Genomic DNA, 12,258 nt, shown 5'->3' with positions numbered 1-12,258 from the left:
ATATGGCCCCCTCTCGTCAAGTTAAGTGTAGCAACTCAACTTTAACCGATGAGGCCTTATCCTTCATCCCTTTTTTATTCAACTGTCCAAGATGTATTGTACTCCTACAATAATTTTTCTTATTTTTGGTAAGTTGCAACATTAAAAGTAACTAACAATTTTAGATATTGACAAATTAAAATTGTTAGTGTTGCATATAAGCATAAGCAAAACAAACAAAAAGACATACGTCTTTTTGACTGCTTCCAGACATGGCAAACAGGAACCACCCATTCAGGCCGCTCCTAAGCAAACATATTCTGTTGTTCATAGAGTTATTGCTTGTCGAACCACGGACGGAAAACCATGTTAGAGGTCTGCCATCCAAGTATCTTGCGGGGATAGTTGTTGATCCATGCCTCTACTTCCGCAATCTGCTTTGCAGACACCTGAGAGAAATTCGTTCCCTTTGGGAAGTGACGGCGGATCAGCTTATTTGCGTTTTCATTACTGCCGCGCTCATAGCTTCGATGTGCATGACAATAGTAGACTTTGGTTCGCGCCTTGCGTTTGCGAAGCGCGGACATTTCCATGCCCTCAAAGTCGGCAAATTCGGAGCCATTATCCACAGTGATTGTCTGAAAAACCTTCGAGAATTTTTCTGCCCCCATGCTGCGTTCCAGCGCGTTTAACGCTCGGACTACACTGCCGGATGTTCGATCACGCATGCGGATGATAATTTCCTGTCGGGAGTACCGCTCTGTCAGAACCAGCAGCGTGGGCTTGAGACGGTCTTTTTTGGATGTGTAGACAGTATCCATTTCCCAATGCCCGAATGTCAGCCGGTAATCTACCTCAAGGGGCCTGTACTCAATACTGGTACCGCAAGATGCACGCTTTTGTATTTCGTCTTTTGCGGAACGGTTCCGGCGCTTTTGCTTGCCTTTTAAGGGCAAATCCGTTTTTTCACACGCGAGAACACCGTTTGCAATGTAATTGTACAAGGTACGCGGACAAATGGCGGTAAGAAAAACATGCTTGCTATGTCGGATGGCTGCAAGGGCAGCAGCTGGCGAATAATGCTTCTTTACAATAAACTTTTCAAGGATGTTTGCATATGAAAAATCATTGCCTATTTTCACATTAGGCCCCTTTGCAGCAAGATTCGCCCGATACCGGCGCTCGGCCTTTTCGGGTGAATACCGCTCTTCCGTTGTGAGATCAGAATTGGTATGTATGTAGCGCCCGCGTTTTAGCTCACGTGAAATGGAGACGTGGCTGCATCCGATCACAGCCGCAATTTGCCTCGTAGTCGCACCTTGCAGCCGCATACGTTCAATAATTAAGCGCTGGTTCCATTGCAGATGCTGGCCCTTGCGCCAGCGCCGTATTCCAACATGTTCTCTCTTTCCCATGTTATCCCCTCTAAACCATATATTGTATATGATTTGTATTATAGCACAATATGCGTCGTGATAATTTATTGTTTTAATAGATTACCGTATAAAAATATCAGGTGAAGCCTGTGCACAATGAACAAATAAGCCCTCTTGACAGCCAGTCCGCCTTCTGCTGTAATACCAGCAGAAGCAATAGGGGATGATCGTACTATGATAAAAAAATTTCAAAAGATGCCGGAGATGTTGTCCGGATATTATTTCGCCTATGAACTTATGCCGAATGAGGCGTATGGGCATAGTGGAATAGAAGTTTCAGTCCACTATGTGAAAGACCTTGCAAATGGAAACATGCTGGGAGATGTTTGGCTGCGCAGTTTGGAGCTGCGCCCGGACATGAAGATCCTCGCGGCATACATTAGCACAGAGCGCGGTGTCACACGAAAAGAAACCGAGCTGAAGCTTGTGCAGGAGATCAGGAAGTCGGCAGAATTTGAAGAAGCTCTGGAGCGGTATGTTTCTATGCTGTCTCAGCTGCCAAGCTATGATGGGTAAGAGAATAACTGCAATTATCAAATGTATAATTATGCCTAATATTAAATAAATATACGTTTTTTATTGAACGCACAGGGGAATCCTGTGCGTTTTTGTTTTGCTAAAAAGCGCGAATTTGCTATACATCATGTTCAATAACTTTGAAATTCTGTGAACAATTTGTAAATAATCAAAAAAACGATGCAACACACCCCCCCTATAGAAGCTATAGTAGAGGCCTTTTTCAAAAGCACCATTTGTGCAGCCTCTGCTGCACCTTGAAAACTGCATAAAATGGGCGTGCTCCTATGAAGCAAGCACCGGGTAGTTGCAGACCGTTAGGATGAAGGGAAGAGCAACAGCGAGCATTGGCGGCTCAAGACCAATGCACAAAAATCGAGTAGAAAATGGAGGTGAAAAAACAGATGACAACAGATGAGCAGATACACCGGCTGGATAAGGATATTGAACGTCTCAAAGAGAAAGTAAAGATTTACCAAGGGAAGATATCCCAGCTTGTAGAACGAAGAAAAAAACTGGAGGGTCGCGCTCTACTGGAAACGATAAATGGGATTGCACCGGATTATCAACAGGCACAACGCCTGTTGTCCAAATTGAAAGAAGAGCAGCAGAGCGGACAGCGTGAAGATGGAGGTGCAGGACATGGGAGCAGCAACTCGGAGCGACCGCGTGACGGCTGAGCAAATTGAACGCGCACGAGGTGTAGACCTGATTGCGTTTTTGCGCCAGTATGAACCCGGTGAACTAAAGCGCATTGGTCAATCGTGGACACTGAAATCACATGACAGTATGCGGATTTCTGCAGATGGCCGATGGAACTGGTTTTCCCAGCAAATTGGCGGTGGGGATGCAATCAGTTTTTTGCAAAAGGTGCATAGCATGACTTTCTCCGAAGCGATACACATACTGGCCGGAGAAGACTATCAAGCATTACACACGGATGAATCTGTCAGAGAGCCGCCGCAGCGCAAAGAATTTTCGTTACCTGGAAGAAACCAAAACAACCGGCGCGCTTTCGCGTACCTGTGCGCGCGTGGCATTGATCCTGAGATTATTAACCACTGCATGAGACGTGGGTTGATCTATGAAGATGCGCAGCATCACAATGTGGTGTTTGTTGGTCACGATGAAAAAGGTGTTGCGAAGTATGCTATGCTGCGCAGCACCGTATCGAACTCCAGCTTTAAGATCGAGCAGGCTGGCAGCGATAAAAGCTATGGCTTCTGTATGCAGGGCCGCGGCTCTACACTGTATGTCTGCGAGGCCGCGATTGATGCTCTTTCGGTAGCTACGCTACGCAAGCTGGGTGGCCGAGACTGGCGGCAGGACAATTATTTAGCGCTGGGTGGTGTCACGGCATCGGCGGAAAAATTGCCGCTGGCGTTGGAACGGATGCTGCAAAGTAGTTTTTCTTTTAACCGGATCGTTTTGAGTTTGGATAACGATGAACCGGGGCGGCGTGCGTCGCGGAATATTTTCGCGTTGCTCCGGCAGCGGTATCCGCAAATTGAGATAAAAGTCTGTGCGCCGCAGGAAAAGGATTTCAACGACCAGCTCCGTGTTAAGCTTCAGCAGAATGCGCAACCACCGCCTTCGCGCGGTACGCGCGAACTTGATTTAGCTAAGTAAAATCTTATGTCCTCGCAAGCATAGGGTTTGTGGTACCCACAAACACCGCTTGTTAAGGGGACAAGCCCCCTAAAACCCCCAAAAAGATTTATATGCGAGGTTGAAAAATGCGAAATCGCGTACACCAAATAAAATTTCGTTTGAATGATGAAGAACTTTCTCTCTTAAAAAGAAAAGTACAGGATAGCGGAATGTCTATGTCGAAGTTTTTTCGAGTGTTGATCCTTTCTGGTGAAGTGAAAATTTTATCACCTGAGTTTGTGCGTGATATCCAGCGGCAGGTTCGTGGTGTAGGTCGAAATATCAACCAGATAGCGCGGTTGGCGCATATTTCCGGTAAGGTTTCGATGGAAACCTTGCTACAGATTTCAACTCAACAGGAAAAACTCGAACAAATGCTGGAACGGTTGGAATAATGGCAGTTCTCAAAATACATGTCATTCGTCAGCGATTAGATAAGCGCGTCGCATATGTGCAGAATACGCAGAAAACTGCCTGTTCCGATTTTCACAGTTTGCATGGAATCAAAGATACGTTAACGTCTGGTTTTAATTGTTCGTGCGAAGTCGCATATACGCAGATGCTCGAAACGAAACGGCATTTCAAAAAAACAGACAAGGTACAGGGGTTTCATTTTATCCAGTCCTTTAAGCCGGGTGAAGTAACGCCTGAACAGGCGCACCAGCTGGGCTGTGAATTTATCGAGCGATGTTTTGCAAATGATTTTGAAGTCGTGATAGGTACTCATACAGATCGCGCTCACATTCACAATCATATCATAGTCAATTCCGTGTCGTTTGTAGATGGACATAAGTATCAATCTACGCCAGCGACCTTTTACGAATTACGCGGTATCTCTGATGAGATTTGCAAAGCACATGGGTTATCTGTTATTCAGAATCCCAGCGTCAAAGCCGGAAAGCACTATGCGGAATGGCGTGCGGAGAAAGAAAACCGGCCTACCCTGCGCAGCATGATCCGTGAGGATATTGATGTGATACTGGCACAGGCACGCACCATGGATGATTTTTGGGATATGCTGCGTGGGCGCGGATATGAAATTAGGCTCAATGAAAGGCGGAAATACGTTACGATCCGGCATCCAAACGGTGAGCGGTTCATTCGCCTAAAATCTCTGGGCGAGGACTATACGCCCCGGCAGCTCGCAGCGCGGATCGCAGCGCAGCGTGGAAATGTTGTGCGGAACATCGAACAGATACGGATACAGCAGCAAAAACTTGGCCAGCGTAAAAAGTATTATCCCATGCCGCACACCGCAGCGCCCAAAAAACACAAAAAGTTACACGGCTTCCGTGCGTTGTATTGGCGCTATCTGTATATGCTGGGCAAAGTACAAAGACGAAAAGCGCCGAGAAAAGTACGCGGTGAAATAATGTCCGAACTGAAAAAGTTGGATCGCTATACCAAGCAGTATTATTTCCTGCGCGACCACCAGTTGAGCACCCGAAAAGACGTTGCATTGTATGCAGATGCGATTGCCGATGAAATTGATATTCTGGCAGACCGCCGCGCACGTTTGTATGCAGACAGGTGCAGGCCGGAAACCGATCACGCGGCATTGCAAACCGAAACAAAGCAGTTGACCGCTGAGCTGCGTAGGCTGCGACAGGAGCAGCGTTTATGCGCTGCCGTCCAGAATACCGCACCGGCTATCAAGGCACGGCTGGATGCGGCTACAGCGGAACAGAAACGGATTGAACGAAAGATAGGAGGCGATCAACATGAACCCGGAAAGCGGAGCAGCAGACCAGATTTTACGCATGGAACTGATGGTAACGGAATGCGCGGTCAAGATGGCGTCAAGCGGCGCGGTGCATATCGCGGCGCTGCTGGTGGCCCTTCTCCGCAACGAGAAGCAGATCGCGGGAAAGACAGATATTGAAGAGATTATTAAATCAGGCACCCCCACCAGTTTCCCGCTGGCAACCGAAAAAATGAAAGATTTTTCTGATCTGGCAAAGCAGTATGGCATACGCTTTGCCATAGTCCGTGATCCCAATGCTCCTGATACGGTGGACGTTATTGTAAGAGCAGAAGATGCAAAGCTGGTCAACAGTGTGCGAGGGAAAATCGGTACTACGGCAGAGGTAAATGAAAAAAACGCGGATGCCGGTCTGTCAGGGAGCGAATCGGTGAACTCCGAGATTACCAATCCGCACGGACCGGCATCAACGATGACTACTACTAAGCTACCGCAGGAGCAGGCAGACAGCATGCTGTCCCGGCTGGATGGAATTCGTGCAGCATTGGCGAGCGGTGCTGGATTAGAACAGTGCCGTACCCAATTGCACGCGATACAAGACGAACTTGGTCGAGCACTTGGTATGCCAGAGCGCTCACAGGACAAAGATGCAGCCCAGACAGCGACTTCGGGAAAACGGACACCGCATCGGGAAAAGCATGCAGAACGTACAGATGGTAAGCCATCAGTGCGTGACAGAATAGCGAATATTAAAGACCGGCTTGCCCATGAGCCGCAGCATCTCAAGCAGCCGCAGCCTGCTAAACTGCCATCGGCTGGGAAAAAACCAATGGTAAAATAAGAGAGGAATGATGAAAGTCAAATGAAGATCAGGTTATTTTGCACGTCCGCCGCCCTATTGCTGGCCTGTCTGTCCCCTGTGCAGGCAGCTGCACTGGCACAGGCAGATACTGCTTCAGCGGCTTGGTCAGTACAGGCAGAGTCTGCAAACGCAGACGCCACTTCCACACAAGGCGAAAACAGCGCTTACTTTCCGGTCGATGTTCAGGTCAGTGCAGACGGCCTTACCTGTAAGAAGATCTACGATGTGCCAACCGGGACATCGCCCGATCAGATCCCACAGGATAATTTTGACCGAGGCGATATGCACTATACGTTTCAGGATATGCTGCGCATTGAAATGCCGGACATTGACCATAAGATGCACTCGGAAACCGTGACGGTATCCTCTACATCGGATAATTCAAACGACGTGATGGCGCTGCTGCCGAAAAGCAAGCCGGTGACAACCGATGACGGCTACAGCGGTACGGCCTACTTGGATGTCTCCAGCATATCCACAAAGGTTGCGGGTACAGAAAGCGTATCGGAAGCACTGTCCGCGACGCGGGAATACCCCAATATGCCGGAAATGGATATGACGGATATTCCCAAAACCATTGAAGATAATGGCAATACACTGACATTCAGTGATATCGAATGGTCACCTGAAACCGAGGAAACAGATAATCTCGGTACCATGGAAACCACCTATACGGCAGTTGTGACCTACACAGGCACAGCAACTTCCAGCCGCACGACCGGATATACTGTGACTGCGACCTATGCGGGCGAGGTTTCACACCGAAACAACGACTGCATGCGCTACATTGCGGTTTACAGCGGTGAACCTATTGTGATCGAACCAGAGGATAACACCGAGCCGCCTGATATGACCGGATTATTACCGGAACAAGATGTGCAGCCGGTGGATGAAAGTACAGGCAGCGCACCGATCAGTTGGGTGCTGTGTGCTGTATTTGGTATTTTGATGATGATTTTTGCATTGCGCCCGCCAGCGTGTAAGCGGATGGTGAAGCAGATGCAGGCCATGGCGGCACAGGCAGGCGGCAAGGTACAGCAGACACTGAGGGAAACGGAGATGAAAATGCGTGAAAAGAAAAAACAGAAACAGGCCGATGATGAAAAGCTGCGTCAGGAGCAGCACATTTTCGGCCCCTTGGAGAAGGTTAAGGCCGCGATCCGCAGCAGAAGGCAGCGGAAGGCACAGCACACAGCATTGCTGGCCGCCCCGCAAGACGATGACGTCACAGGCGAACAGTCTGAGACTGCGGATGATCTCGCAGAGGCACAGACAGAATCAGATGGGCAGGAAACCACGGGCAGCTCTGCGGGCGGTTCTGTGCAGTACGATGGCATTGACGATGATGCTGAGTACCCCGGCCTTAGCGACTAATCTTTCGTATACATACGACGCGCCATCCAGCGGCAACTTCGGAAAACCAACGTCAACGGAGCCGGTCACGGTGGTCGGTGATGATGCGGTTAATGTCAACATCAGCAAAGACAGCGCCTTTGTACCGCCGGAGTTTGGATCGGCCTCGGCTGATGTGCTGGGAACGGGAGAACTATTGACACCGGATATCTCTGGTGTAGAACCGATGTTCCCGCATAGCACACAGGCTGGTTTTGCGCCGAGTGTGACGGAAAACGGCACAGTGACGGGCGGTGGTGAGATCGTCATGCCGCCTGATGTAGAGGGCAGTACGGTCAGCAATGAGCCGATCTATGGTGATACAGGCAATGCAACAGGCGGCTATACTGGCGGTGGAGCCGATGCAGCAGTTGGCTCCGGCTATACCCCGGTAGACGGTATGGCCTATGCAGACGGCAGTATTGGTGCGCTGTCCATCCCGGCGCTCGGCGTGACAAAGAAAGTGTACGACGGTGAAACAGTCGGCAATCTGCGGCTGGGCGTGGCGCACTTTGAGGGTACCAGCGCATGGGATGGCAATGTTGGTTTTTGCGGCCACAACAGAGGCAGCTACGGTTATTTCGCTGGAATCTGGAATCTATCTGCTGGTTCAAAAATTATCTATACTACCGTGTATGGCACTCGAACCTATGAAGTTTACAGCGTGCGCAAGATTACCAAGTATGAGGTTGATGTTCTCAACCCCACGAATGAAAACATCTTGACGCTTGTCACTTGCGTACCCGATCAGGCTCAGACCTACCGCTGGTGTGTGCAGGCCGTTGCGGTGTGAGCAAAGCAAGGAGTGGAAGCGATGCGGGGAAAAGCAAAGTGCAGGAATAATGCATGTATAGACGGGCGCATTACTGATCTGCTGCGCGAACTGTCCGCTAAGAACGACCAGATGGCTGGTTGGTATGCCCTGCGGTTGGTGCGTGAATATCTCTGCGCCCAATCTACCGACGGTGATATAGCCAAATTGGAACCCGCCAGCCGGACGGCTTACCTGATGCCGTTGCACACTTTTCTGATTTGTTTGAGTTGCAAATGTTTTTGCGAAGCTTGCAACGAGCTGGCTGATTTGATATTATTTGGCTGTACAAAACATCCCAATATCCGGGCGGTTGTCTTGTATTGGCTCACAGCGCATCCCAACTTGCAGTATCCCCCGGATGCAGAAAATCGTTTTCGGGAGGGTTAACTGATGTTTTGGAACCGGATAAAAAAGCCGCGTCCTGTGCCGCAACGGGTAATGCCGGAGGAGCAGTGCTCCATGATATACGCCTATTCAAACGCGATGAAAGCCGCGCAGTATGCACTGGAATGGGATGTGGAGCACGGCACAAACAGTTTTGAAATGCTGATGCAGAGCGTCCGGATCGACCTGTGGGGATCAAGCATGACAGGGGTGCTTTTTTGCGAACAAAACAGTGCGTATACAGCGCTGCAAAACCACCAGTGGCTTCCGGATTTCCCCTTTCCGAGAAACTATACAGCTGAGCAGATTAATGATATGCCATTTGGTGAAAATATCGTAATCAGCGTGCCGTATGATCCTAAAAAATGGCGTGCAGCGTTGAGCGACCTTTCTGTCAGCGATTTCGACCAACACAAAAATCCTATGCATGACTATTGTGGGGATTACTACCCCGAACTGCGTGTGATTCAGATTCACGCTGGTCGGCATCATTCTTCCGCTGCCGCGCTTCGTGCGCAGGGTTCCGCTACAGTGCATGTATGGGACTTGACAGTATGCTATCCGTATTTCTGGACGGACGGCGCGTTCTGGTACAATGACCGGGCAGAGGGCGGCAAAGAACGGGGCATGAAGCCTGTAAAAGATGTCCGCGTTGCAATCCTGTACGGTATGGCGCAGATGAGGTGGAGCACACGGTATAAAACTGGCTGAGTGATGGGATTTAAAAGTTATCCACAAGCTGTGATTTGTTCTGAATATCTGATAAATCAAAAAGAAATGCAATGTTAAAAGTGAAAAAATGTTTTATTTTTGCTATTTTTCATTGACTAATCTGGTAAAATCTGCTATAATAAAGATATAGAAAAGAGAGATAAAGACCAGACCGGAACGGAGGTTTTCAGATATGAAAAAGAACATGATTGCAGCGACGCTCAGCGCGGCTATGGTAGTCGGCTCAGTACCGTTTGCTGGTGCTGCCAGTACGGTAGCAGCTGTTCCCACCCGTGACAAAGGTCAGGCAGTATATGTCGATGACACCCGCGTCTATCCTACGGGCTACAATATAGCGGACAACAATTACTTCAAACTGCGCGATATTGGTACGCTTGTAGGCTTCGGCGTGGAGTGGAACGGCGAGACGCAGACCGTTGAGATCAACACGGCGCGTACCACCCCCAGTACCGAGGGCATCTCGGACACGGCGGCAAGCGGCGCGGTGGCCAAGATCAGTGGTCAGAAAATCACGGTGGATGGCGTACAGGTCAACATGACCGCCTACCAGATCGACGGCAACAACTATGTGAAGCTGCGCGACATCGGCAAGCAGGTGGACTTTGGCGTGGGCTATGACAATGCGACAGCAAGCGTCCGCATCGACACGGATGCACCGTACACGGAAAGCACAACGTCTGCCAGCGGCAGCGCTATCACACAGTGGAATAACACCATGGCGGAATTTAATCAGGCGATGATTAAATGCAACTGGGATAAGAGCAAATACCTCACGACTGCCAAGCAATATGCGCCGGTCATCACGGGCAAAGCGAACGGCACGGTAGAGGACGTTATCGCAGCGCTGGATACCATGAAAGGCGCGCCGGTGGACGCGGTTTCGTTCGACGATAATCCGGTGAATATGTTTTGGGCAAACGAGCTGCGCAAGGCGCTGGGTCAGGAAGTCACAAGCGGCGGCAATAACACGGACAGCAATACAGGCAATGCCGGTAACAGCAGCAGTTCTAATACTGTAACGGACGAAATGCTGCGAGAATGGGAACTGGAAATGGTAGATGCTATCAATGAGGAACGCCGCAAGGTTGGTGTCCCAGAATTGGAGATTGACCAAAATCTCATGAGTTGGGCGCAGTATTGGGCCGTGCATCTTACCACGGAATTTAGACATTCCGATATTGATGAAGAACGTGCATACGCAGCCGAAAATGGTATGTCAGCAGATGATGTGTATAGTCACGAAAATATCACAGGCGCAGGGCGTATGACCCAACTTGGTGTTGAGATGGGCTTTAATCCCATGAAAGCAGCAATGAATAATTTCATGAATTCGGATGGGCATCGCTATGCTATCTTAGATGAGGATTATACTCGCGTAGGTATCGGCTTTGCTGTTTCAGAAAATGGAACTATTTACTGCGCGCAAGAATTCGGTTTATAACTCAACCAGAGCGATTAGTTCAACCTAATCGCTCTTTTTTTATCCAGAGGATGAAAAAGTGAATTATGATCAGCGTGCGCCGCCTTCTCCTTGAAGGCGGCTTTTCTATTTTAACAACAAGGAGGCACAAGATGTTAAAGAACAAGATCTGCAACGCTTTTCCGATTATAGGAGTGAATCCCAAAGGTTTTGCTGGTGTTGCCCTGTTTATCATTGTCAACGACAAGTACTCGCTTCCCGTATGTCTCGGACAGAATGTGCGCCATGCTGATGGTGGTGAGCGTCTTTGCAACGCCGCCTTTCAAGTTAATGATAGATACTGTTTTCATTTTTATTATCCCCTTGTCAGCGCGTGTTCCATTGGAACACAAAGTGTGTTATTAGATCACGATATGTCCTCAACCATACCGCGCTCTATCAAATTATCGATGGATGGATTGCATACTACACGATGCAGTTGTTGTTCATCCATATCATGTAATTCAATGGCCAATGTTGCACAACCAAGGCAGGCACAGAAGAAAGCCTGAGAATGCGTTCCGTCATCATTTCTCCAACTTAAAGAGAAGTTCGGTCGGCGATACGCCTTTTCAAATGTCACCTTGCGTAAAGCTGGAATATACAGCCAGTCCAAATTCCGTGTCATATCCCGCACGAGATTGTATAAAGTGGTTTTATTTGCCTTTAATCTCTTCATCGCCATCACACCTTTGTCATGCAAGCTGTTTTAGTCGCCTTGTGTAACTTGGGCAAACCGTTTAGCATATCTTCGCGCACAATCGGTACAGATTAAAATCCCGTCAACAGAATGCAAATGGTCGCTTTCGCCACAAAACATACAGCCAGGAGCGTACTTTCGTAGAATGATATCGCTGCCGTCCACGTAAATTTCCAAGGAGTCCTTGACATCTATGCTCATAGTACGGCGCATTTCAATGGGCAGTACGATACGGCCAAGTTCATCCACTTTTCGAATAATACCGGTTGCTTTCACATGTGACACCCTTTCTGATTCTTATTGCGGAGGCGGAATATGACCGGCTTCCTGCTCAGCAAGAAGCTTTCGACGTGGTCTACCCATCGGACCAGAACACAACTCTGCCCGCATAGGGTCATAGACACGTCGGCCCCCGATATAGCGTTCTCCGGTATAGCCCTTTGACATTTCGCTGCGCAGCGCACTGGGGGACACTTTGATCGCTTCGGCAATCTCTTTCTGCGTCGCACCATCTTTCCACATTTGGTAGATTATCTGTCGCTCTCTCTTAGTGATTTTTGTCATACTACGCACCTCCATTCTGTAAGAGATTTTCCTTATTCCTGCAAAATTTCTGCTTCTCTCGAGCAAAA

Annotated in this window: 16 protein-coding genes; 11 read left to right on the top strand and 5 right to left on the bottom strand. The window is 48.9% G+C overall.

Translation table 11 applies throughout. From position 1 onward, the window contains the following. Positions 1 to 314 precede the first annotated feature (314 nt). Positions 315 to 1,394, bottom strand: coding sequence for an IS30 family transposase (locus ACTQ3V_RS14530; RefSeq protein WP_441468139.1), 1,080 nt, complete (start codon positions 1,392 to 1,394; stop codon positions 315 to 317). A gap of 195 nt (positions 1,395 to 1,589) precedes the next feature. Between ACTQ3V_RS14530 and ACTQ3V_RS14525 the strand changes: the two genes are divergently transcribed. From ACTQ3V_RS14525 to ACTQ3V_RS14475, 11 genes are all read left to right on the top strand, one after another. Then, on the top strand, positions 1,590 to 1,931 hold the full coding sequence (locus ACTQ3V_RS14525; protein WP_441468138.1) for a hypothetical protein: 342 nt from the start codon (positions 1,590 to 1,592) through the stop codon (positions 1,929 to 1,931). 404 nt (positions 1,932 to 2,335) lie between these two features. Then, the gene (locus ACTQ3V_RS14520) at positions 2,336 to 2,611 is read left to right on the top strand and encodes a DUF4315 family protein (protein ID WP_441468137.1); all 276 of its coding nucleotides are present in this window, start codon (positions 2,336 to 2,338) and stop codon (positions 2,609 to 2,611) included. After that, a complete protein-coding gene (locus tag ACTQ3V_RS14515; RefSeq protein ID WP_441468141.1) occupies positions 2,559 to 3,560 on the top strand; it encodes a DUF3991 domain-containing protein in 1,002 nt (333 codons plus the stop codon). Before ACTQ3V_RS14520 ends, ACTQ3V_RS14515 begins: the two co-directional genes overlap by 53 nt. A 107-nt stretch (positions 3,561 to 3,667) precedes the next feature. Then, a complete protein-coding gene (locus tag ACTQ3V_RS14510) occupies positions 3,668 to 3,976 on the top strand; it encodes a plasmid mobilization protein (RefSeq protein WP_441468136.1) in 309 nt (102 codons plus the stop codon). Continuing rightward, positions 3,976 to 5,463: a relaxase/mobilization nuclease domain-containing protein gene (locus tag ACTQ3V_RS14505; RefSeq protein WP_441468135.1), complete on the top strand. Its 1,488-nt coding sequence runs from the start codon at positions 3,976 to 3,978 to the stop codon at positions 5,461 to 5,463. Before ACTQ3V_RS14510 ends, ACTQ3V_RS14505 begins: the two co-directional genes overlap by 1 nt. Further along, positions 5,351 to 6,124: a PcfB family protein gene (locus tag ACTQ3V_RS14500; RefSeq protein ID WP_441468140.1), complete on the top strand. Its 774-nt coding sequence runs from the start codon at positions 5,351 to 5,353 to the stop codon at positions 6,122 to 6,124. Before ACTQ3V_RS14505 ends, ACTQ3V_RS14500 begins: the two co-directional genes overlap by 113 nt. 21 nt (positions 6,125 to 6,145) lie before the next feature. After that, the gene (locus tag ACTQ3V_RS14495) at positions 6,146 to 7,519 is read left to right on the top strand and encodes a hypothetical protein (protein WP_441468134.1); all 1,374 of its coding nucleotides are present in this window, start codon (positions 6,146 to 6,148) and stop codon (positions 7,517 to 7,519) included. Beyond that, positions 7,488 to 8,330: a class D sortase gene (locus ACTQ3V_RS14490; protein ID WP_441468133.1), complete on the top strand. Its 843-nt coding sequence runs from the start codon at positions 7,488 to 7,490 to the stop codon at positions 8,328 to 8,330. The genes ACTQ3V_RS14495 and ACTQ3V_RS14490 overlap by 32 nt, the downstream gene beginning before the upstream one ends. A gap of 21 nt (positions 8,331 to 8,351) precedes the next feature. Further along, a complete protein-coding gene (locus tag ACTQ3V_RS14485) occupies positions 8,352 to 8,738 on the top strand; it encodes a hypothetical protein (protein WP_441468132.1) in 387 nt (128 codons plus the stop codon). Between the two features lie 72 nt (positions 8,739 to 8,810). Beyond that, positions 8,811 to 9,446, top strand: coding sequence for a DUF6710 family protein (locus ACTQ3V_RS14480; RefSeq protein WP_441468131.1), 636 nt, complete (start codon positions 8,811 to 8,813; stop codon positions 9,444 to 9,446). A gap of 193 nt (positions 9,447 to 9,639) precedes the next feature. Next, positions 9,640 to 10,908, top strand: coding sequence for a CAP domain-containing protein (locus tag ACTQ3V_RS14475; protein WP_441468130.1), 1,269 nt, complete (start codon positions 9,640 to 9,642; stop codon positions 10,906 to 10,908). Positions 10,909 to 11,042: 134 nt separating this feature from the next. Here the strand turns inward: ACTQ3V_RS14475 and ACTQ3V_RS14470 are convergent, their stop codons facing one another. From ACTQ3V_RS14470 to ACTQ3V_RS14455, 4 genes are all read right to left on the bottom strand, one after another. Beyond that, the gene (locus ACTQ3V_RS14470; protein WP_441468129.1) at positions 11,043 to 11,237 is read right to left on the bottom strand and encodes a ParA family protein; all 195 of its coding nucleotides are present in this window, start codon (positions 11,235 to 11,237) and stop codon (positions 11,043 to 11,045) included. Between the two features lie 56 nt (positions 11,238 to 11,293). After that, positions 11,294 to 11,605, bottom strand: a complete 312-nt coding sequence (locus ACTQ3V_RS14465; RefSeq protein WP_441468128.1) for a hypothetical protein — start codon at positions 11,603 to 11,605, stop codon at positions 11,294 to 11,296. A gap of 30 nt (positions 11,606 to 11,635) precedes the next feature. Continuing rightward, the gene (locus tag ACTQ3V_RS14460; protein ID WP_441468127.1) at positions 11,636 to 11,902 is read right to left on the bottom strand and encodes an AbrB/MazE/SpoVT family DNA-binding domain-containing protein; all 267 of its coding nucleotides are present in this window, start codon (positions 11,900 to 11,902) and stop codon (positions 11,636 to 11,638) included. Positions 11,903 to 11,923: 21 nt separating this feature from the next. Further along, a partial coding sequence (locus tag ACTQ3V_RS14455; RefSeq protein ID WP_441468126.1) for a sigma factor-like helix-turn-helix DNA-binding protein occupies positions 11,924 to 12,258 on the bottom strand: 335 nt, incomplete at its 5' end.

Source organism: Candidatus Agathobaculum pullicola, from assembly GCF_052117205.1.
Classification (GTDB): domain Bacteria; phylum Bacillota; class Clostridia; order Oscillospirales; family Butyricicoccaceae; genus Agathobaculum; species Agathobaculum pullicola.
The sequence above is the reverse complement of the archived record's forward strand: the minus strand, read 5'-3'. Positions and strand labels throughout refer to the sequence as shown.

Bases quoted from the DNA above. Each gene is read 5' to 3' on its own strand.
- ACTQ3V_RS14515 (WP_441468141.1), top strand. From the start codon at position 2,559: ATGGAGGTGCAGGACATGGGAGCAGCAACTCGGAGCGACCGCGTGACG.
- ACTQ3V_RS14480 (WP_441468131.1), top strand. From the start codon at position 8,811: ATGATATACGCCTATTCAAACGCGATGAAAGCCGCGCAGTATGCACTG.
- ACTQ3V_RS14500 (WP_441468140.1), top strand. From the start codon at position 5,351: ATGGTAACGGAATGCGCGGTCAAGATGGCGTCAAGCGGCGCGGTGCAT.
- ACTQ3V_RS14525 (WP_441468138.1), top strand. From the start codon at position 1,590: ATGATAAAAAAATTTCAAAAGATGCCGGAGATGTTGTCCGGATATTAT.
- ACTQ3V_RS14505 (WP_441468135.1), top strand. From the start codon at position 3,976: ATGGCAGTTCTCAAAATACATGTCATTCGTCAGCGATTAGATAAGCGC.
- ACTQ3V_RS14470 (WP_441468129.1), bottom strand. From the start codon at position 11,237: ATGAAAACAGTATCTATCATTAACTTGAAAGGCGGCGTTGCAAAGACG.
- ACTQ3V_RS14520 (WP_441468137.1), top strand. From the start codon at position 2,336: ATGACAACAGATGAGCAGATACACCGGCTGGATAAGGATATTGAACGT.
- ACTQ3V_RS14530 (WP_441468139.1), bottom strand. From the start codon at position 1,394: ATGGGAAAGAGAGAACATGTTGGAATACGGCGCTGGCGCAAGGGCCAG.
- ACTQ3V_RS14485 (WP_441468132.1), top strand. From the start codon at position 8,352: ATGCGGGGAAAAGCAAAGTGCAGGAATAATGCATGTATAGACGGGCGC.
- ACTQ3V_RS14490 (WP_441468133.1), top strand. From the start codon at position 7,488: ATGATGCTGAGTACCCCGGCCTTAGCGACTAATCTTTCGTATACATAC.
- ACTQ3V_RS14475 (WP_441468130.1), top strand. From the start codon at position 9,640: ATGAAAAAGAACATGATTGCAGCGACGCTCAGCGCGGCTATGGTAGTC.
- ACTQ3V_RS14495 (WP_441468134.1), top strand. From the start codon at position 6,146: ATGAAGATCAGGTTATTTTGCACGTCCGCCGCCCTATTGCTGGCCTGT.
- ACTQ3V_RS14510 (WP_441468136.1), top strand. From the start codon at position 3,668: ATGCGAAATCGCGTACACCAAATAAAATTTCGTTTGAATGATGAAGAA.
- ACTQ3V_RS14465 (WP_441468128.1), bottom strand. From the start codon at position 11,605: ATGAAGAGATTAAAGGCAAATAAAACCACTTTATACAATCTCGTGCGG.